Here is an 18,998-nt window from a genome sequence, read left to right as displayed (position 1 = left end):
AACCATGCACCAATTCCTGTCCTTCTCCCCTGAAGTCGCCAACGCCCGCGCCACCGGCAAGCCGATCGTCGCGCTTGAGTCGACCATCATTTCGCACGGCATGCCCTATCCGCAGAACGTGCAGACCGCGCGTGAAGTCGAGCAGATCATCCGCGATGCCGGCGCCGTGCCAGCCACTATCGCCATCATCGGCGGCAAGATCTGCGTCGGCCTGACCGAAGAACAGCTTGAAGAACTGGGCAACTCGCCGGACGCGATCAAGGTCTCGCGCCGCGACCTGGCCTTCGTACTTTCGCAAGGCAAGCTGGGCGCAACCACTGTGGCTGCAACCATGATCTGCGCGCAACTGGCTGGCATCAAGGTGTTCGTCACTGGCGGCATCGGTGGCGTGCACCGCGGCGCGGAAACCAGCATGGACATTTCAGCCGACCTGCAGGAACTGGCACAAACCAACGTCGCTGTGGTGTGCGCGGGCGTGAAGTCCATCCTCGACATCGGCCTGACCCTGGAATACCTGGAGACGCACGGCGTACCGGTGGTTTCGGTCGGCCAGCCCGGCTTCCCGGCATTTTTCACGCGCGAAAGCGGCTTCAATGCCGACTTCCAGCTCGACACCGCCGCGGAACAGGCATCTTTCATCGCCACCAAGTGGGCCCTGGGCCTGAATGGCGGTGTGGTGGTTTCGGCGCCGGTGCCGGTGGAAGAAGCCATGCCAAAAGACGAAATCGACGCCATCACCCTGCGCGCCTTGCAGGAAGCGGAAGAAAATGGCGTCGCCGGCAAGAAGGTTACCCCCTTCCTGCTGGCCCGCATCAAGACCCTGACCGAGGGCCGCAGCTTGAAGACAAACATCGCACTTGTGAAAAACAACGCACGTGTCGGCGCTGCCCTGGCGCGTGAGCTGCAGGAGCATCCATGTCCATCGACCTGAAACAGTTAAAGTACTTCCTCGCCGTCGCCGAAGAGAAGAGCTTCAGCCGCGCTGCCGAACGCCTGCACATCTCGCAGCCGCCACTTTCGCAGCAGATCATGAAGCTCGAAGCGGAGCTGGGGGTAAAGCTGTTCGCCCGCACCACGCGTACTTTCGAGCTGACAGTCGCCGGCAAGGCCCTGATGCAGGAGGCCTCTGACCTGCTGGCGAAAATGCGTATGACCATCGACACCGTGCGTCAGATCGACCGCGGCGAAGTGGGGCGCCTGCGCGTCGGCATTGTGGGTTCGGCGATGTGGGGGCCGATCCCTTCCATGCTGGAAGAGTTTCAGAGCAAGTATCCGCGCGTGACCTGGACCATTCACGAGTCAGGCCCGACGGTGCAGTACGACGCCTTGCGCGCCAAGCAGATCGACGTCGGCTTCTGGCGCGAGCCGAAACTCGATGACGACGAACTGCGCCGCGATAACCTGAAACAGGAGCTATGCTTCCGCGAAAATGTATGCGTAGCGGTCAATGAACATCACCCGCTGGCCAAGATGGATGCAATCGAACTGGCCGACATTGCGGACGATCCGATGCTGACCCTGGCGTTGGACAAGTCGGCGTTTCCGCGCTACCTGATCCAGTGCTGCGTAAATGCCGGCTTCCAGCCGGAGATTTTCCAGGAAGCGCACGAGCCCCAGACCTTGCTGGCCATGGTTGGCGCGGGCCTGGGGGTGACGCTGATGCCGGAAACGACTGCACGCATCGGCTGGCCGGGCGTGGTATTCCTGCCGATCCGCACCAATCCGCCGTCGGCCAACCTCTACATCACCTATACCACGCTGGACGACGCCCCGGTCGTGCGCGCCTTCCTCAACATCCTGCGTCCGCCGGGCGCCTGAAACACTAGTGCGTCGCGCCGGCGGCCACGGTGGCATCGCGCTCAAGCGCCAGTGCCGTCCGGATCGCAACGCGCAGCCCTTCCTTCATCTGCTCCAGCGACATGCTGGCAGCGCCGGGATGGCGTGCAGCCTGTTCGGGTAGATAGGGAATGTGAATGAAGCCGGCCTTCACATCGTTGCGGCCCGCGACGGCATGCATCAAGCCATAGAACACGTGGTTGCAAACGAAGGTACCCGCAGTCTGCGACACCGACGCGGGCAAGCCGCCCGCCCGCAGCGCAGCGACGATCGCCTTGATCGGCAGCGTTGCAAAGTACGCTGCCGGCCCGCCGCGTACAATCGGCACATCTATCAGCTGCTTCTCCGCATTGTCCTTGATCGGCGCGTCGTCGACGTTGATCGCCACCCGCTCCACCGACAGGTCCACCCGCCCGCCCGCTTGGCCGACCGCAATCACCAGCGCCGGCTGCAGCTCGTCGATCAGCGCCGCCATCGCCTGATTCGCATCGCCAAACACACACGGCAACTGGCGCGCCACGACGCGGAAATCGCCCTCGCCCCAGCCATCCAGCGCGCGCACGGTTTCCCAGGCCGGGTTGACAGGCTCTTTGTTAAATGGCTCGAAGCCGGTCAGCAGAACAGTTCTCATAACAAAAAATACAGCAGGATGATATTGGCGCCCAGCAGCGGCAAGGCCGTCGGCACTTGCGCCTTGATTACCGCATTCCGGTCAGTCAGGTCCAGCAGTGCGGTTGGAATGATATTGAAGTTGGCCGCCATGGGCGTCATCAGCGTACCGCAATAAGCACTGAACATACCGATTGCCGCCATTACGGCAGGGTTGCCGCCAAACTTTGCTATCAGGACGGGTACGCCGACGCCGCCCGCCATGACCGGAAAGGCGGCAAAGCCATTTCCCATCACGATGGTAAACAGCGCCATGCCGATACAATACACCGCCACGGCAGTCAGCTTCGAATCGAGGCCGATATAAGTCGTCGTAACTTGCGCCACTGCTTTGCCCACGCCCGCCTCGCTGAACAGCAGTCCAAGCACGGCCAGCATATGCGGCAATACAATCATCCAGCTCATCGAGTCGATCAGGCGGCGCGATTCACGGCCGGCCTGCAAGGGCGTGGAACGCGTCATCCAGCAGGCCACGCCGACGGCAATCACTGCCGCGCAACCAAGGCTGACCAGGGTAAGGTGTTTCGGGTCCAGCACCAACAACTCGCCGATGCGCACATCCTTTAGCAGCGTCGACCCGGCCATGGTAACGGCCGGAATGACCAGCGCCGGCACGAACAGCTTATGCCCGAGCCGTATTGCACTGGCGCGGCGGGCATCCTCCGGCAGCACGTCCGGCTTGCCGTTCCTGACGCCGCCGAAGCCCGCCAGTAGCGCCATCACGATCATTGCCAATCCAACCGTTGCCGGCGGCAGGCGCTCGCCAACCAGGTAGACCATTGCGTACAGCGTCCAGAACAGGCCCGTGGTCCAGCGGCGCGGGTTGCTGCGGTCGGCAAAGGACATCATTGCGACCAGGGCCAGCATGATGCCCAGCAGGTAATAGAAGTATTCGACGCGGATGATCATGCGCTCCCTCCGCCGTTCTGTCCCAGGTAGCGGTCCAGCCGGTGCAGCCGCCATGCGTGGATGATGAAAGCACTGATCGCCGTCGGAATGCCCCATAGGGCCATGTGCAACGGATCGACTTCAAGGCCTTCCGCGCGCAGCACGGTCTGCATCAGGACGATGGCGCCGAAAGCGACGAAGATATCCTCGCCAAAGAACAGGCCGATGTTGTCGGTGGCGGCAGCCATGGCGCGCACGCGCTGGCATTGCTCGTCGCTGAGGGAAGGATTGCGAAGCTGCGCCGCCCCTTCCGCCATCGGCGCCACGACCGGGCGCACCATATTGGGATGGCCGCCCAGCGAGGTCAGGCCCATCGCAGCGGAAATCTCACGTATGGCGAGATAAACGATCAGCAGCCGCCCGGCCGTCGCGGAACGCATGCGCGCCACGGCAGCCTGCGCATGCTCGCGCAAACCGAAGCGCTCAAGCAATCCGATTGCCGCCAGCGGCAGCAGGTAAATCATCGGCAAATTGCGCGTTTTGACAAAGGCGGTGCCGAGCGAGGCAAGCATGGCCTCGACCGGCATGAACGCAGCAAAACCAGTGGTGAAGCAAGCCGCGACAACCACCAGCACCGGGTGCAGCCGCAGCAGAAATCCAAGCACGATCACGGCCACGCCAAGCAGCGGCCACATATTGACAGCAGTTTGCATCTCCCCTCCCCAAGGAAGGCCACATCTTACCCCAGCAGGGCAAAAAAAAACGCGCACCGGAGTGCGCGCTTTTTGCGGGACGGCAGGGCGATCAGAAGTTCGCCTTGAACTGCACACCGTAGGTGCGCGGTTCGTTGACGATACCGGTCAGGTTGTTGAAATCGATCGCGCCCAAGGCCTGGATACGGTTGGTGATGTTACGGCCGTATGCTGCCAGCTCATACTTGCCGTCGCCCCAGCGATAGCCCACGCGCAGGCCGCCTTCCAGCAGTTCCTTGGCTTTGTACTCGGAAGCTTCGTACAGGAAGAAGTTGTACGAGGTGCGGTATGCCCAGTCGGTGTAGGCGTAGATCTCGCCATTGCCCAGCGGCTGGCTGAAGCGCAGGGTGAAGTTATGCTGCCACTTCGGCGCACGCGGCAGTGGATTGCCGTTGATGAGGGCTGCGCTGCCGATCACGTTGCCATTGGCGTCCCTGAACTCGATCCGTGGGTCAAGCGGGGTGCAACCGCCGCCGCAGGACTGGACGAACAGGTTCGGGTCCTTGATCTCGGTGTCGTTGTAGCTGGTGCCGAAGGTTACGGCCCATGCATCGCTCAGGTTGGCTTGCAGGTCCAGTTCCACACCGCGGCCGGTGACCTTGTCGGCGTTGATCAGCTGGTTCATGTTCACAGTACCGGAACCTGCGGTGAGCTGCTTGTCCTTCATGCGGTAGTTGAACACGGTGGCCGACATGCGTGCACGGCGGTCGAACAGGTCTTGCTTGACACCGAATTCCACCGACAGTGCCTTCTCGGCACCGGCGACCGACGGTTTGGAGTTCAGGTCGAACAGGCGGCCTTGCATGGAAGGCGCACGGTAACCGGTTGCAACGCGGCCGAACAGGTTGGTGTCCTTGTTCAGGGTGTAGGTACCGCTCAGGTCCCAGCTCACGTTGTTCGACGTGTCGCTCAAAGTGTTGACCGCAGAATCTGGCGGTTCAACGCGGGTGGCGATGAAGTCCTTCTTGTCCTTGGTGTAGCGCAGGCCGGCACGCAGCTTGAAGGCTTCGTTCACGGTGTAGTTGACGGTACCGAAAGCTGCCCACGACTTGGCGTCCTGCTGCTGGGTTGCGTAGGCGGCGTTCTGCGGATTACCCGCGGTGAAGGAATCGAAGGAGATCGAGTCGATCTGGATATGTTCGTCGAAGTAGAACAAGCCGGCAATCCACTGCAGCGGGCCCTTGTTATTGGACTCGACGCGGAACTCCTGCGAGAACTGCTTATGGTCAGGAATCAGGTCGGCGGTTTCGACCGGGAACGGGATGGAGCCTGGGCCCATCGGAGGATGGAAGGCGGCGCCAAAGCCGCCGTCCACGTCGCCGCGGCTATAGAACTCCAGCTTTTCGTAGCCGGTGATCGAGTGGAAAGTCAGGCCCGGAGTATCCCAGCGCAGGCGCAGGTTGGCGCCCTTGTTCTTCAGGTGCTGCTCGTTGCCGCCGTCGGTCGGGTAGGACTTGTAGTCGAAGTTGTCGACCAGTTCATTGGTGCCCTTCTTCAGGATATTGGCGCGGAACAGGGTGGCGTTGCCGTCCATGTCGCGGCCGTGCAGGTTCAGCAGCGCGCTGAAGTCTTTATTAGGCTTCAGCAGGAACTGGATGCGGCCGGCGTTGTCCTTGTAGCCTTCGAAATCGTTGGTCGGTGCGCCTGGGCGGTCGTTATGCACGCGGTTGCCGCGGTGCTGCGATTGCAGCGAGATGCGGGTGGCCAGCACGTCGTTGACCGGGAAGTTATAGGCGCCTTCATAGTTGCGCACGCGGTCCTTGCCGAAGCCGACGTTGACATAACCTTCCTGGCGGAAGACCGGTTTGGCGGAGTCGAACTTGATCACGCCGGCCGGGGAGTTGCGGCCGAACAGGGTGCCTTGCGGGCCGCGCAGCACTTCCACCTGGTCCACGTCGAAGACAGGGAAGCCCTTCAGCATCGGGTTTTCCTGCACGATGTCGTCCATTACCAGGCCAACCGGCTGGGAAGCGTTCAGGTCGAAATCGGTATTACCCAGGCCGCGGATGTAAAAACGCGGGAAGGTACGGCCATAATCGGACTCCACCGATACGGAAGGTGAACGGCCGTTCAGGAAACGGATGTCCTGGCCGCCCGAGGTCAGCACATCCAGCTTCTCGCCCTTCAGGGTGGCGATCGCCATCGGCACGTCCTTGATGTTTTCAGCGCGGCGCTGTGCCGTAACGATCACGGTCTCCAGCTGGCCCGGCTTCTTCACTTCTTCGGTAGTGGTGGTGGCGGCTTCTTGCGCAATAGCGCCGTGAAGGGGAAATGCGCTGGCCACGGCCAGGGCAATCAGGGAGTGCTTGAGGCGTTTATCCATACCCGATGTTCCAATCTTTAAAAGAAAAGTAACGTAATGTTGCAATGGCGCGAATGCTAACACGAAAGCAAATGCCCTCTCTTACTTGCGAGAAACCCTTCATTTAGTTGACTTGCATATAAATAAGTAAGCAAAAACGTATTTGCCATACATATAGCGCCTGCTGCATAGTAGTGAGCCACGAATCCATGCCGTGAGAAGCGGATTCGACTGCAGGAAGATGTGATTGCAGTTTGATGACGTGCCCAAGAATTAATCAAGGGTACATGTACAAAATTTGCATTTGTGCGTTGTTGGCAAGCTACAAGGTGCCGTGGCATGGATCGGCGCGAAAAAGCGGAACGAGGCACTCCATAAAAATATACAATAACGAACTTCGACGGAGCCCTTACATGAAAATCAAACAACTTAGCATGATGATCGCCGCAGTTGCGGTAGCAGCCAGCGCAAACGCGGCTGATCCGAAGCTGGGCATCGTGTACGACGCTGGCGGCAAGTTCGACAAGTCGTTCAACCAGTCCGCTTTCGAAGGCGCCGAACGCTTCAAGAAAGAAACCGGCATCAAATTCATTGAAGTACAAGCCAGCAGCGATACCCAGGCTGAGCAGGTGATGCGCGGCCTGGCCCGCAAGAAGCTCGACCTGATTGCCGCCATCGGTTTCGCCCAGACCCAGGCCGTACAGAAAGTCGCTAAGGAATTCCCGAATGTGAAATTCGTCCTGATCGACGGCGTGGCGCAAGGCAATAACGTCAATTCCGTGACGTTCAAGGAAGAAGAAGGTTCTTACCTGGTCGGCGTGGCTGCCGCCATGGCCTCCAAGACCAAGAAGCTGGGCTTTATCGGCGGCATCGACATTCCGCTGATCCGCACTTTCGCCTGTGGCTATGCCCAGGGCGCCAAGTCGGTGGACAAGAAGTCCGAAGTGATCTCCAACATGGTCGGCACCACCTCTGCCGCCTGGAACGACCCGGCCAAGGGCGGCGAGCTGGCACGTGCCCAGTTTGACCGCGGCGTGGACGTGGTGTTCGCGGTGGCCGGCGGTTCCGGCATGGGCACCCTGCAGACTGCCAAGGAAAAAGGCAAGCTGTCGATCGGCGTGGATTCCAACCAGAACCACCTGTATCCTGGTTCCGTGCTGACCTCCATGGTCAAGCGCGTGGACAACGCCGTGTACGACTCCTTCATGCAGATGAAGAATGGCACCTGGAAGGCCGGCGTGACCGCCAAGGGCCTGAAGGAAGGCGGCGTGGATTGGGCGCTGGACGCGAACAACCGCAAGGTGATTACGCCTGAGATCGAGAAGAAGGTCATGGGCGCGCGCAAGGACATCATCGATGGCAAAGTGAAGGTCATCGACATCCGCACCACCAACGCCGCTTGCCCGGCCTAACCAGCAGTTCCATTAAAGAGAACGCGCCGACGGGGATTCCCGTCCGGCGCGTTTTTCAGTAAATAAGACCGAAAAATCCTTATGACGCCAGCAGTAGAATTCCGCAATATATCCAAGCACTTTGGGGCGGTGAAGGCGAATACGGACGTCAGTTTCTCCATCGCCAAAGGGGCCATCCATGGCCTGGTGGGTGAAAACGGCGCCGGCAAGTCGACCTTGATGAGCATCCTTTACGGCTATTACCGCGCAGATGGCGGTGAGATCCTGCTGGACGGTAAGGTGCAGCACATCCACAATTCGCACGAGGCGATCCGCCTTGGCATCGGCATGGTGCACCAGCATTTCATGCTGGTCGAGAATATGACCGTGCTCGATAACGTGATGCTGGGCAGCGAAGGCGGCTTCCGCCTGCGCGAGCACCGCGCCAGCGTGGAGAAGAAGCTGCGCGAAATCTGCGAACGCTATCGCCTGGACGTCGATCCGCTGGCCACCATCCACGACCTGTCGGTGGGCGCCCAGCAGCGCGTCGAAATCCTGAAGCAGATCTACCGCTCGGCCAACATCCTGATCCTGGACGAGCCGACCGCCGTGCTGACCGCACAGGAAACCGAATCCCTGTTCGAGATCCTGAAGCTGTTCAAGGAACAGGGCAAGACCATCATCCTGATCACCCACAAGCTGCAGGAGATCAAGGACATCACCGACACCGTCACCGTAATGCGCGGCGGCCGTGTGGTGGGCGCAGTACAGACTGCCGACACCACCAAGGAAGAATTGGCCCAAATGATGGTCGGCCGTCCGATCGAGAACAACCTGCCGCGCGGCGAATACAAGCCGGGCGCGCCGGTGCTGGAGGTGAAGAACCTGCAGCTGTCCGACGACAACGGCGTCAAGCTGCTGCAGGACATTAACTTCACCCTGCGCGCCGGCGAGATCGTGGCCATTGCAGGCGTGTCGGGCAACGGCCAGTCCGAGCTGATGGAAATCCTGTCGGGCATGAAACTGCCCACTTCCGGCGAAGTCGACTTCGAAGGCAAGGCCCTGCCCTTCCCGAAAAGCGGCGATGCCGACGGCCTGCCGACCAAGTTCCGCAACCTGGGCATCGGCCACGTGCCGGAAGACCGCCTGCGCGACGGCGTGATCAAGGCCTTCTCCGTGATGCAGAACACCTTCTTCGGCTACCAGGACAAGGTGAAGAACAAGTGGGGCCTGATCGACTTCAAGGGCATCGCGCAGCGCTGCGCCGGCCTGATGAAAGAGTTCGACGTGCGCCCGGCCAACCCGGACCTGCGCATTGGCCTGCTGTCCGGCGGTAACCAGCAAAAGGTGGTGATCGCGCGCGAAGTGCTGGCCCGGCCGAAGCTGATGCTGGTCGGCCAGCCGACCCGCGGCGTGGACATCGGCACCATCGAATCCATCCACACCCAGCTGCTGGCCCTGCGCGACCAGGGCGTGGCGATCCTGCTGGTATCGGTGGAACTGGAAGAAGTGCGCGCCCTGGCTGACCGCATCCTCGTGATGTGCGGCGGCAAAATCACCGGCGAACTGAAAATCGACGAATTCGACACCACCCGCATCGGCCTGCTGATGGGTGGCATGCACAAACACTGATTATGACCACGAACGATATGCCACGTTGGGCAACCGGCCTTGTCCTGCCCATCCTGAACCTGTTGTCCGCCCTGCTGGTGGCCGCGCTGGTGATCCACCTGCTCGGCGAAGACCCGCTGGAGTCGATGCAGATCCTGATCAACAGCGCCGTCGTCAATCCGGAAGGCCTGAGCTACACGCTGTTCTACGCCTCCACTTTCGTGTTCACCGGCCTGGCCGTGTCGATCGCGATGCAGGCCGGCCTGTTCAATATCGGCGCGGAAGGCCAGATGTACTTTGGCGGCCTGGGACTGACCCTGGCCATGCTGGCGTTTGACGCCACGCTGCCGTGGTACCTGTTGATCCTCACCGGCATCCTGGGCGCCGCCCTGTTCGGCGCCCTGTGGGCCTTCATTCCCGGCTACCTGCAGGCCAAGCGCGGCTCGCACATCGTGGTGACCACGATCATGTTCAACTTCATCTGCGCCTCGCTGATGAACTTCGTGATCGTGAAATACCTGATTCCGCCGGGCGAGCAGAATACCGCCTCGCGCGTGTTCTCGGCCGCCGCCGAAATGCCGCGCCTGAACGCATGGTTCCCTGTGCTGGGTGAAACGCCGCTCAATATCGCCTTCTTCTTCGCCATCTTCGCCCTGGTGATCTACGGCATCGTGATGTGGCGCTCCTCATGGGGCTACAAGGTGCGCGCGCTGGGCCTGAACCAGCATGCCGCCCACTACGCCGGCGTGAAAATCAGCGCCATGATCATCATCGTGATGGCCATTTCCGGCGCCCTGGCCGGCCTCGGTGCGGTCAATTCCATCATGGGTTCGACCCACTACCTGTCGCTGAACTTCGTCGGCGGCGCGGGCTTTGTCGGCATCGCCATTGCGCTGATGGGGCGACAGCACCCGGTCGGCATCTTCCTGTCGTCTGTGCTGTTCGGCGCCCTGATCCAGGGCGGCTTCGACCTGTCGCTGGAAAAACCGAATATTCCGACCGAAACCTTCATTTTCATCCAGGGCTTGATTATCCTCTTCTGCGGCGCAATGGAAAACCTGTACGCCCCGGTCATCATCAAGCTGATCAAATCGCGCAAGGGCTAAGACCATGACTTTCGAAGATCTCCACCTGGGTTCCATCCTCGTCTCCACCGTGCGCAACGCGCCGGTGCTGATTTTCGCCGCCATGGCCGGCCTGTTCGCTGAGCGCTCCGGCGTGATCGACATCGGGCTGGAAGGCAAAATCCTGGCCTCCGCCTTCGTTTCCGCCGCCGTGGCCTTCGCCACCCGCAACCCATGGTTCGGCATCCTGGCCGGTATGGGCGTGTCGGTCGTGCTGGCGATGCTGCAAGGCTTCGTCGCCGTAACCCAAAAGGGCAACCAGCTGGTGGGCGGCATCGCAATCAACATCGCCATGAGCGGCCTGACCTTCGTGGTCGCGCAGTACTTCTTCCAGCAAGGCGGCCGTACGCCTGACCTGGGCGATGCCCGCCTGTTCGACGTGGTGCTGCCGGGCAGCGCCGCCGTGGCGGACGTGCCTTTCCTCGGCTGGTTTTACACCAAGCTGATAGGCGGCCACTCCGTGCTGGTTTACCTGGCCTTTATCCTGGTACCGCTGGTGCACTGGTTCCTGTACCACTCGCGCTTCGGCCTGCGCCTGCGCGCCTGCGGCGAGAACCCGCACGCTGCCGATGCAGCCGGCGTCTCGGTGGAACGCACCCGCTACGCAGCCATGCTGATCGCCGGCGTGCTGTGCTCCTTCTCGGGCGCCTACCTGGCGATCGTGCAGTCCGGCTTCTTTCTGCGCGACATGTCGGCCGGCGCCGGCTACCTGGCGCTGACGGCCATGGTATTTGGCAACTGGCGTCCGGTGTATACCTTCCTCGGCTGCCTGATGTTCGGCTTCTTCGGCGCCGTGCAGATCCAGCTTGAAGGCGTGGACCTGCCGGTGATCGGCCGCATCCCGGGTGCCCTGATCCAGATGGTGCCTTATGTCGTGACCGTGATCGTGCTGGCCGGCCTGATGGCCAAGTCGGTGGCGCCGAAAGCCATCGGCGTACCGTTCGTCAAATCGCGCTAAGCACTCCCCCCTTCACCCTGCGCCGGCCAAGGCCGGCCAGGGTTGCCAATCCCGCCAACAGCATCAGGCCGCTAGCCGGCTCAGGCACTGCCGGCGCTGGCGTTATGTCGAAGACAGTCTGGTCGGTAAAGTACCAGGTGCGGCTCCACTCGTTCCATCCATAACTCCACCGCGAATAGCGGTCGCCGGTGCGAAGTCCTCCGCCCCAGCCGGAGAACGCTTCGTCATTGCCCCACCAGTTGGCGTCTACCGATAGCTGCCCCGTCAACTGGTAGCTGAATCCATCGATCTCGCAACGGAAATACGGGTCGCTCAGGCTCAGGCATCCCTCCAGGTATTCGCGTCCATCGATGACCAGCGAGCTAAGCTCTCCCAAGGAAATGATGCTATCAAGGTCAAGATCCGTCCCGCGGAAGCTGCCGGCGACACGCGCATCGGGAACGAAAGCGCCATCCTCGCTGAAGCCCGTGTAGGCGAATTGCCAATCTTCCGCGCAGGCGCCGCCCGCGGCGCAAGCAAATGCCAGCGCCAAAACATGTTTGCAAGCCATGATGCCCTCCCACGTGAGAACCGGACCTTGATGCTAGCAGCAAGCCGCCGGAGATCGAGCCCAGCCGGTATGTCGTGCGCAACACGCACCGCTGTTGTGTCCGAAGTGAGGCAGGTTTATATTGCAAGGAGCAAGGAGTTCCCCATGAACCGGCGCGCCTGGATTTTGCATCGATTATTGCCAGCGGCAATTTGCTGCCTGGCCTCGCCTGCCCGTTCGCACGACGCCCCGGCCACTCTGGTGGTCTACCCCCGCTACTTCTCGATCCTCGACACCAGCAAGGGGTTCGACTGGGTCGTGTTGCGCGCCGCGCTGGAGAGGACGGCGCCGAAATTCGGTCCTTTTACACTGTCTGCATCCCGGGAGCCGGTGTCGGTACCGCGCATGCTGCAAGAGCTGGGCCGTCCCGATGGCGCCATCAACATCATCGCCCGCGCCACCCAGCGTGACCTCGAAACGCAGTTCCAGCCAGTGCGCATCCCTATCGACCGCGGTCTGATGGGAATGCGATTGCTGCTGGTGCGCAAAGCCGACCTGCCACGCTTTGCCGGCATTCGTACGCTGGACGAACTACGGCACTTGAGCGCGGGCCAGGGAAAGGGTTGGGTGGATACGGCGGTGCTGTCGGCCGCCGGCATCAGCGTGGTGGAATCGCCGCGCCCCGGCAGCCTGTTTGGCATGCTGGAGGCGGGCCGCTTCGACTTCTTCCCGCGCGCGCTGGATGAAGCGCCGCGCGAGTACGATGCGATCCGCAAAGCCCATACGAACATCGTCGTGGAGCCTACCCTGATGTTGCGCTACCCGCTGCCCCGCTACTTCTTTGTGCGGCGCAATGCGGAAGGCGACAGGCTCGCGGAGCGCATCAGGTCAGGCATGGAGATGATGGTGAAAGACGGCTCGCTCGCAGCCCTGTTCCACAAACATAAAGGCCCGCTGGTGGAGCGGGCCCAGATCGGCAAGCGGCGCATCATCGAGCTGCAAAACCCGGCGCTGCCGCCGGAGACTCCGCTCCAGCGCAGCGAATTGTGGTTCCGGCCTTAGGGCCAGATCTTTTGCAGCAGACCAGCCAGGTTGTAGCCGCCCTTGATCAACTGCTCGCGTGCCAGCGCGGAGGATGGGACCGGATAGCTATCCGGCACCGTCATCGCCCACACAGTGTAGGTCTCGCCGCTGCGGCTGGTCTGCTTGCTCGCCACGCCGACCTTCACGTCAGCGTAAGCCAGCTTCGCGGCCACCAGCGATTCGTTGGCCCATTGTTCCGGCCAGGTGATGGCGTCGCCCTTCGGCAGCGTGACGGCTGGCTTGCCCTCGATCGCCCATTGGCTGAACTTGTCCACCGTGCGCATGCTGCTGCGGCGCATGGCGTAGTCGACGACCGTGGTATCCCAATAGGAGTGGAAAGGCTTGGTCGGGTACTTGGCTGGCGCTTCGTCACCAGCAGGGATGCCGCTCTTGGCGATCGCCGCAGCCAATGCGGCTTCATCCATCTGCAGGTTGTTGCCGCCGCGCGAATCGAAGATGTTCAGGGAGTCGATTTCCTTGTCGGATTTCGGCACCACGAACTTGCCTTCCTTGTCGACAAAGGCAGCGCCGACGTGCAAGGGCTGGTGGATATCGCCGGCCAGGTGGGCCAGGATCAGCAGCGCCTGGCGCTTGGTGAACTTTCCGTTCCCCTTGTCCTGCAAGGTCGCGATGCATTGCTGCAGCGTCTGCACCACATCGTGGCCGGAAGTGCCGGCGCTGTGACGATGGTACTCGGTCAGCTGGAACGGCACGTCGGTGTAATGGTATTCGCTGTGCTTCGGATGCGCCGCCACGTAGTCGTTCATTTCCTGCGTCTGCGGGCCGCAGAAGGTGCCTTTCACGCAGTCGGCCCAATTGGCGACCTTTTCCAGGTCTTCACCCGGTTGCAGCAGGGCCTTCACCTGCTTCTCGGCGTTGGAACCTTTGATCAGGTTATCGGCAATCGCGCCCACGATGCGGTGGCCGGCATTACCCCAGGCCATCGCGTTGCTGGACAGGAAGGCGCCGGACAGCGCCGCGATCAGTGCTAACTTCTTCATTCTTCTTTCCCTTTGCTCGGTTTCGGGTAATCCTTGTTGATGTCCAGCGGCTCGGCATACTGCGAACTCCACGCCTGCTCCTGCAGCGCATACAGGCGCTTGGCCATGGCTTCGTCGCGCATCACCACTTCCATATTGCGCGACAGGTCGAAATAGCCGCCGGCCCAGTTGCTGGTGCCGATCCATGCCAGCTTGCCGTCAATGACCAGGGTCTTGCTATGCCATACGCGGGCGAATGGAATGAAGCCGGTGGAGGCTTTCGGCAGCGTTACGATGCGCACTTCCACGTTCGGCAGCACGGCCAGCGATTTCAGGTGCTGGATGGCCGGTTTTTCGAGGTTCCAGTTCGACACCAGCAGCTTGACCTTGACCCCGCGAGTGGCGGCGGCGCGCAATGCATTGTCGACCACAGGGTAGAACGGGCGCGTGCCGTTCGGGCCGTAGCTCAGGGGCGCATAGTCCAGCATAGAAACGCGGATCTCATGCCTTGCGTCGGCCAGCAGCGCCGGCAACACGACTTCGGAATCGGCCACGCCGGCCGGATTGTAACCGCCGGGGCTGGCGACCAGGAAGTTGGCATCAGGCGGCAGCGTCGACGCCAGCGCGGCGGCCGGCGGCGCGCCGGCCAGGATGGCAGCCTTTGCCTGAAGCGGCGCGACCGTCTTGCCCGCTGCCAGCGCCGCTTGCGCGGCCCAGTCCTGGTCAAAGATGGCCTGCACCTGGCCGACGATCTTTTCGTCAGTGATGCGCAAGCCCGTTTCGTGGATGTGCGTAAAGGCGCGCCAGTCGAAATTCTGGCTGCCGACGAAGGCAATCTTGCGGTCCACGGTCAGGTACTTGGCATGGATGATGCCGTTGCCGGTGAGCTGGCCCACGTCCAGCACGCGCATTTCCAGGTTCGGGATCGCGCGCAGGCGCTCCACGGTGGCCTTGTCGGACAAGCCGGTCACGCCCTTCTTGTCGATCAGGAAGCGGATCTTCACACCGCGCTTGCCGGCCGCTTCCAGACGCTCGATCACCTTCCCGAACGGTGCGCCGGGCGTGCTGGCAACATAGAACTGGCCGATGCAGATTTCGGTCTTGGCGTTGTCGAACAGCTCGCTCCAGACTTCGAGCGGGCCGCGCAGGTCGTCGTTCTTCAACGAAGTTTCCACAGGTGCGGTCTGCACCAGTTCAAAGCCGGGAACCTGGAAAGCCGCGTGGGCGCTGGTGAAACATGCAGCCAGTGCGGCTGCGAGGAGGTAGCGGCGCATAGCCTTCCTTTCTTTATTTGATGCGGATGATGCGCGGAAGGGCGCCAAAGGTGCCGGCCGGCTTGTTGTCCTGCTCCAGGCGCACCAGGTAGCTGCGCAGCGAATCCACATCGCGCACTCCGGTCGGTGCCTGGTTACTGCCCTGGCGGAAAGTCACGAAGCCGTCATTGCCTTCGGCCAGGAAGTTGTACACCGCCACGCGGTAGCTGGCCCCCTCGTCAAGCGGCGCGCCCTCCAGCTTGACGCTGTCGCGCACAATGCGCTGGCCTTTCGGTTTGCGCGTATCCCAGGCGTAGCTAAAGCCCTCCGACACTTGCAGCAGGCCGCGCTTGTCGGCCTCGCTGCCACCCCACTGCCCTTCCAGCAGCGCCAGGATTTGCGCACCGGTCAGGTTCATCACCACGATCTCGTTGCCGAACGGGAGCACGGCCTGGGTCTGCCCGGCATTCACCACATTGTTCGCACCGGCATCCAGAGCTGTGCGGATACCGCCCGTGTTGGTGAACGCAATCTGCGCCCCCCACTTGCGGGCGGAAGCGAGGATCGCGTCCGCCACCAGCTGGCCCAGGGGCGACTCGTCGGCGTTCGGCATCAGGGTCTTGCTGATCGAAGTCATGGCGATCTTCGCCACCGGCTTGTTCAGTTCTACGCTGCTGCGCGCACGCACCTTGGCCAGCAGCTCGTCAACTTCCGGCACGCCGGCATACTTGCCCGGCTCCACTACGATATTGCGCGCGCTGCTCTCGACCACGGCCCCGGTCTGGCGGTCGACGACCAGCGAGATGCGCGAAAGCATATGGCCAAACTTTTCAGCCTGCGTCACCAGCTTGCCGTCGACGCGGCACAGGTAGCCGGTGTGCGAGTGGCCGCTCACCACCACGCGCACGGCGGGGTCGAGGCGCTTGACCACGTCGGCAATATCGCCTTCGAGGTCGCTGCAGTACTGCTGGTCGTAGCGCGCGCTGGAGTGGCCGCCCTGGTGGATCAGCACAACGAACACCGTGGCGCCTTGCGCACGTAGCTCCGGCAGCAGGCGGTTGACCGCTTGCGCCTCGTCGATGAATTGCAGGCCGCTGATGCCGCCCGCCGCCACCAGTTCCGGTGTATCCTTCAGCACGGTGCCGATGAAGGCGACTTTCACACCCTTGACTTCATCGATGCGGTAGGCCGGCAGCAAAGTCTGGCTGCTGTGCGTGTCGATCACGTTGGCGGCCAGGTAGCTGAACCTGGCGCCGTCCCAGGAAGGGTTGAATTTGCAGGCCTTGTCCGGACGCGGCGAATTGGCACAGCCGCCCTTGGCCTGGCGCAGCAGCTCCACGCGGCCGGCGTCGAATTCATGGTTGCCGACCGAGGTGGCGCGCATGCCGAGCATGTTCAAGGCCTGGATGGTCGGCTCGTCGGCGAACATGGCCGACATGGCCGGGCTGGCGCCGATCATGTCGCCGGCGCCCACCACCACCAGCTCAGGATCGTCCTTGCGCCAGGCTTGCAGGGTTGCCGCCAATGCGTCGATGCCGCCCGCTTTGCCGTCTTCAAAGCGCGATGCTTCCAGGTGGCCGTGCAGGTCGTTCAGGCCGACCAGGGTCAGCTCGACATGATTGGCGGGACGCTGCGTTGCGCAGCCGGCCAACAGGGCCGCCAGGGCCAGGGGTCGCAGGAAAGACTTCATGGGAATCGCTCTGGATAAAAGGAGATTGTACAGGTGCCGCCGGCGACGGCATACGCCGGGAAACGATATGTTACGATCGAGTAGGGGGCGGAGTTACTCCCGCCGCCCTCTCACACCACCGTACGTGCGGTTCCGCATACGGCGGTTCATTCAATAAACTGGAAGCGCTGCCGTGTAGCGAGCAGCGAAACCAACCCTAGTGCATCGAAGTGCTTCTTCGGGTAGGCGGCGTTCATATGGCTCGCGCCGGCGTTCCACCAGGGGCCACGTCCGTTGTTTGCCGACTTCCACGCACGCTTCGCGTCCAGCCCCTTCGCTTGCAGCTTTCTGATACGGGTCGCCGGACGCTTCCACTGCCTCCATAAAATGCAGCGCAGCCTGCGCCTTATCCACCCGTCCAGGTCCTCCAGCACGCCCTTTACCTCAGTCAGTCGGAAGTACGATATCCAGCCTCGCAGCACCGGGTTCAGCTCGTGGATCGTCGTAGCCAGGTTGCGAGATACGTTCCCGACCACGATTTCCCTCACCTTGTCTTTCAATCGCTTCAGGCTTGCCGCCGCGATTTTCAGACGCCCCTGTTTGTGCCATGTAAAGCTGTAGCCGAGGAACTTCCTTTCCCAAGGCCGTGCAACGGCGCTCTTGTCCTTGTTTACCTTGAGCTTGAGCTTATGCTCGAGGTAGCCAGTCATCGCATCCATCACACGCTGCCCTGCCAACTCGCTTCCGACATAGATATTGCAGTCGTCGGCATAGCGGCAGAACCGGTGGCCCCGGCGCTCCAGTTCACGGTCCAGATCGGTCAGCAGGATGTTCGACAGCAGCGGCGACAGTGGTCCGCCCTGCGGCGTCCCCTCAGTTCTCGCGCTGACGACACCGCCTTCCATCAGTCCCGCTTCGAGGTAGCGCCGGATCAGTTTCAGAACCCGTTCGTCCTTGACCTTGCGTGCAACGCGCGACATCAGGATGTCGTGGTTCACACGGTCGAAGAACTTCTCCAAGTCAACGTCGACCACCCAGCGGCGGCCCTCCCTGACATAGCTTTGCGCTTGCATTACTGCTTGCCACGCATTACGGCCAGGACGAAAGCCATAGCTGTGTTCGGAGAATCCAGGTTCAAACTGCGGCTGCAGAACTTGCAGCAGCGCCTGCTGAATCAAGCGGTCCATTACCGTGGGGATGCCCAGCAGTCGTACCCCGCCGTTTGGCTTCGGTATTTCTACTTTGCGAACCGCCATCGGCATGTACTCGCCCTTGAGCAGCGCTGTCCTGACAGCTGGCCAGTGCTGTCGCAGCCATGCCTTGAAGTCGGCAAGCACGAGTCCATCGACTCCCGCCGCTCCCTTGTTTCGCATGACCCGCTCATACGCTCGCCAGAGGTTGTTACGTTCGACCACGGCGTCCATCTGCCGCAGTCCTTCCGCTTTCGTTCGCCTATTCGCCGCCGTGCATTCCTCGACTCCAGGGACGGCCCCCAGCGACATCCGGCCGCTTTCCCCCGTCACTGGCGCAGTTGCCTGCCTTGCTGTTTCATCGGTTCGCATCGAGGTCGAATGTCCTACTCGCGTTGTTGAATGTTCAGGCCTTCGGCCAAGCTCTGCGGACTCCTCGTCCTTGTCTCGACCTACTATGCCCTCGGCTGACTTCTGCACATGCATCCCGTCACCTCACGATGCCGGTAGCACAGTGGCACATGTGCAGATCTCCCCGGGTATTGCGCACCTACCTTCACGCTTATGCCTGTCGGATCTACGTCGCCGCCTTCCGTACAAGTTTTGGGCTTTGGTGATTATGGACACCTCACCCGGCTGCGCCGCCTCGTATCCGCTTCCTGTTCGTCAGGCCAGCGCTTTGCTTCCGGCTTCCTCCAGATTCGCAGTCGCCCGCGACACCCTTGCCTTCCGCTAGCTCTTCCCCTTGTCGGGCGAGCAGAGG

16 protein-coding genes are annotated in these 18,998 nt (G+C 61.8%); 7 read left to right on the top strand and 9 right to left on the bottom strand.

The features are described 5' to 3' along the window. Positions 1-4: 4 nt before the first annotated feature. Complete coding sequence (locus ACWBU6_RS07700) at positions 5-931, top strand: pseudouridine-5'-phosphate glycosidase (protein WP_452648229.1); 927 nt, start codon at positions 5-7, stop codon at positions 929-931. Then, complete coding sequence (locus ACWBU6_RS07695) at positions 916-1,818, top strand: LysR family transcriptional regulator (protein ID WP_452648228.1); 903 nt, start codon at positions 916-918, stop codon at positions 1,816-1,818. The genes ACWBU6_RS07700 and ACWBU6_RS07695 overlap by 16 nt, the downstream gene beginning before the upstream one ends. 4 nt (positions 1,819-1,822) lie before the next feature. Here ACWBU6_RS07695 and pcp read toward each other — a convergent pair whose 3' ends face one another. The 4 genes from pcp to ACWBU6_RS07675 form a co-directional block, all read right to left on the bottom strand. Next, entirely contained in the window at positions 1,823-2,467 is a 645-nt protein-coding gene (gene pcp, locus ACWBU6_RS07690) for a pyroglutamyl-peptidase I (RefSeq protein WP_452648227.1), read from the bottom strand. Then, the gene (locus tag ACWBU6_RS07685) at positions 2,464-3,414 is read right to left on the bottom strand and encodes a DUF979 domain-containing protein (protein ID WP_452648226.1); all 951 of its coding nucleotides are present in this window, start codon (positions 3,412-3,414) and stop codon (positions 2,464-2,466) included. Before ACWBU6_RS07685 ends, pcp begins: the two co-directional genes overlap by 4 nt. After that, positions 3,411-4,106, bottom strand: a complete 696-nt coding sequence (locus ACWBU6_RS07680) for a DUF969 domain-containing protein (RefSeq protein WP_452648225.1) — start codon at positions 4,104-4,106, stop codon at positions 3,411-3,413. The genes ACWBU6_RS07685 and ACWBU6_RS07680 overlap by 4 nt, the downstream gene beginning before the upstream one ends. Before the next feature lie 91 nt (positions 4,107-4,197). Then, complete coding sequence (locus ACWBU6_RS07675) at positions 4,198-6,468, bottom strand: TonB-dependent receptor (protein WP_452648224.1); 2,271 nt, start codon at positions 6,466-6,468, stop codon at positions 4,198-4,200. 392 nt (positions 6,469-6,860) lie between these two features. Between ACWBU6_RS07675 and ACWBU6_RS07670 the strand changes: the two genes are divergently transcribed. The 4 genes from ACWBU6_RS07670 (at position 6,861) to ACWBU6_RS07655 (ending at position 11,531) form a co-directional block, all read left to right on the top strand. Further along, positions 6,861-7,859 carry a BMP family lipoprotein gene (locus ACWBU6_RS07670; protein WP_452648223.1) on the top strand — a complete coding sequence of 333 codons (999 nt, stop codon included), beginning with the start codon at positions 6,861-6,863 and terminating at the stop codon, positions 7,857-7,859. Between the two features lie 81 nt (positions 7,860-7,940). Then, complete coding sequence (locus tag ACWBU6_RS07665) at positions 7,941-9,470, top strand: ABC transporter ATP-binding protein (RefSeq protein WP_452648222.1); 1,530 nt, start codon at positions 7,941-7,943, stop codon at positions 9,468-9,470. A 2-nt stretch (positions 9,471-9,472) separates the two neighbouring features. Beyond that, a complete protein-coding gene (locus ACWBU6_RS07660) occupies positions 9,473-10,555 on the top strand; it encodes an ABC transporter permease (protein ID WP_452648221.1) in 1,083 nt (360 codons plus the stop codon). A 4-nt stretch (positions 10,556-10,559) separates the two neighbouring features. Further along, positions 10,560-11,531, top strand: a complete 972-nt coding sequence (locus ACWBU6_RS07655) for an ABC transporter permease (RefSeq protein ID WP_452648220.1) — start codon at positions 10,560-10,562, stop codon at positions 11,529-11,531. Here the strand turns inward: ACWBU6_RS07655 and ACWBU6_RS07650 are convergent. After that, positions 11,518-12,081, bottom strand: a complete 564-nt coding sequence (locus ACWBU6_RS07650; protein WP_452648219.1) for a PEP-CTERM sorting domain-containing protein — start codon at positions 12,079-12,081, stop codon at positions 11,518-11,520. The genes ACWBU6_RS07655 and ACWBU6_RS07650 overlap by 14 nt on opposite strands. A 144-nt stretch (positions 12,082-12,225) precedes the next feature. Between ACWBU6_RS07650 and ACWBU6_RS07645 the strand changes: the two genes are divergently transcribed. After that, positions 12,226-13,122: a hypothetical protein gene (locus tag ACWBU6_RS07645; protein ID WP_452648218.1), complete on the top strand. Its 897-nt coding sequence runs from the start codon at positions 12,226-12,228 to the stop codon at positions 13,120-13,122. Here ACWBU6_RS07645 and ACWBU6_RS07640 read toward each other — a convergent pair. From ACWBU6_RS07640 to ltrA, 4 genes are all read right to left on the bottom strand, one after another. Continuing rightward, positions 13,119-14,144, bottom strand: a complete 1,026-nt coding sequence (locus ACWBU6_RS07640) for a S1/P1 nuclease (RefSeq protein WP_452648217.1) — start codon at positions 14,142-14,144, stop codon at positions 13,119-13,121. The genes ACWBU6_RS07645 and ACWBU6_RS07640 overlap by 4 nt on opposite strands. Then, positions 14,141-15,397, bottom strand: a complete 1,257-nt coding sequence (locus ACWBU6_RS07635) for a phospholipase D-like domain-containing protein (RefSeq protein WP_452648216.1) — start codon at positions 15,395-15,397, stop codon at positions 14,141-14,143. Before ACWBU6_RS07635 ends, ACWBU6_RS07640 begins: the two co-directional genes overlap by 4 nt. A 13-nt stretch (positions 15,398-15,410) precedes the next feature. Continuing rightward, a complete protein-coding gene (locus ACWBU6_RS07630; protein WP_452648215.1) occupies positions 15,411-17,066 on the bottom strand; it encodes a bifunctional metallophosphatase/5'-nucleotidase in 1,656 nt (551 codons plus the stop codon). 146 nt (positions 17,067-17,212) lie between these two features. Next, positions 17,213-18,607: a group II intron reverse transcriptase/maturase gene (ltrA, locus tag ACWBU6_RS07625; RefSeq protein ID WP_452646893.1), complete on the bottom strand. Its 1,395-nt coding sequence runs from the start codon at positions 18,605-18,607 to the stop codon at positions 17,213-17,215. Between the last annotated feature and the right edge of the window lie 391 nt (positions 18,608-18,998).

It is taken from the genome of Pseudoduganella sp. HUAS MS19 (genome assembly GCF_053615455.1).
This window is presented reverse-complemented; position numbering and strand designations above follow the sequence as displayed.

What these genes read in the sequence shown, in the direction of transcription:
- ACWBU6_RS07700 (WP_452648229.1), top strand. Translation starts at nt 5, where the DNA reads ATGCACCAATTCCTGTCCTTCTCCCCTGAAGTCGCCAACGCCCGCGCC.
- ACWBU6_RS07695 (WP_452648228.1), top strand. Translation starts at nt 916, where the DNA reads ATGTCCATCGACCTGAAACAGTTAAAGTACTTCCTCGCCGTCGCCGAA.
- pcp (WP_452648227.1), bottom strand. Translation starts at nt 2,467, where the DNA reads ATGAGAACTGTTCTGCTGACCGGCTTCGAGCCATTTAACAAAGAGCCT.
- ACWBU6_RS07685 (WP_452648226.1), bottom strand. Translation starts at nt 3,414, where the DNA reads ATGATCATCCGCGTCGAATACTTCTATTACCTGCTGGGCATCATGCTG.
- ACWBU6_RS07680 (WP_452648225.1), bottom strand. Translation starts at nt 4,106, where the DNA reads ATGCAAACTGCTGTCAATATGTGGCCGCTGCTTGGCGTGGCCGTGATC.
- ACWBU6_RS07675 (WP_452648224.1), bottom strand. Translation starts at nt 6,468, where the DNA reads ATGGATAAACGCCTCAAGCACTCCCTGATTGCCCTGGCCGTGGCCAGC.
- ACWBU6_RS07670 (WP_452648223.1), top strand. Translation starts at nt 6,861, where the DNA reads ATGAAAATCAAACAACTTAGCATGATGATCGCCGCAGTTGCGGTAGCA.
- ACWBU6_RS07665 (WP_452648222.1), top strand. Translation starts at nt 7,941, where the DNA reads ATGACGCCAGCAGTAGAATTCCGCAATATATCCAAGCACTTTGGGGCG.
- ACWBU6_RS07660 (WP_452648221.1), top strand. Translation starts at nt 9,473, where the DNA reads ATGACCACGAACGATATGCCACGTTGGGCAACCGGCCTTGTCCTGCCC.
- ACWBU6_RS07655 (WP_452648220.1), top strand. Translation starts at nt 10,560, where the DNA reads ATGACTTTCGAAGATCTCCACCTGGGTTCCATCCTCGTCTCCACCGTG.
- ACWBU6_RS07650 (WP_452648219.1), bottom strand. Translation starts at nt 12,081, where the DNA reads ATGGCTTGCAAACATGTTTTGGCGCTGGCATTTGCTTGCGCCGCGGGC.
- ACWBU6_RS07645 (WP_452648218.1), top strand. Translation starts at nt 12,226, where the DNA reads ATGAACCGGCGCGCCTGGATTTTGCATCGATTATTGCCAGCGGCAATT.
- ACWBU6_RS07640 (WP_452648217.1), bottom strand. Translation starts at nt 14,144, where the DNA reads ATGAAGAAGTTAGCACTGATCGCGGCGCTGTCCGGCGCCTTCCTGTCC.
- ACWBU6_RS07635 (WP_452648216.1), bottom strand. Translation starts at nt 15,397, where the DNA reads ATGCGCCGCTACCTCCTCGCAGCCGCACTGGCTGCATGTTTCACCAGC.
- ACWBU6_RS07630 (WP_452648215.1), bottom strand. Translation starts at nt 17,066, where the DNA reads ATGAAGTCTTTCCTGCGACCCCTGGCCCTGGCGGCCCTGTTGGCCGGC.
- ltrA (WP_452646893.1), bottom strand. Translation starts at nt 18,607, where the DNA reads ATGCGAACCGATGAAACAGCAAGGCAGGCAACTGCGCCAGTGACGGGG.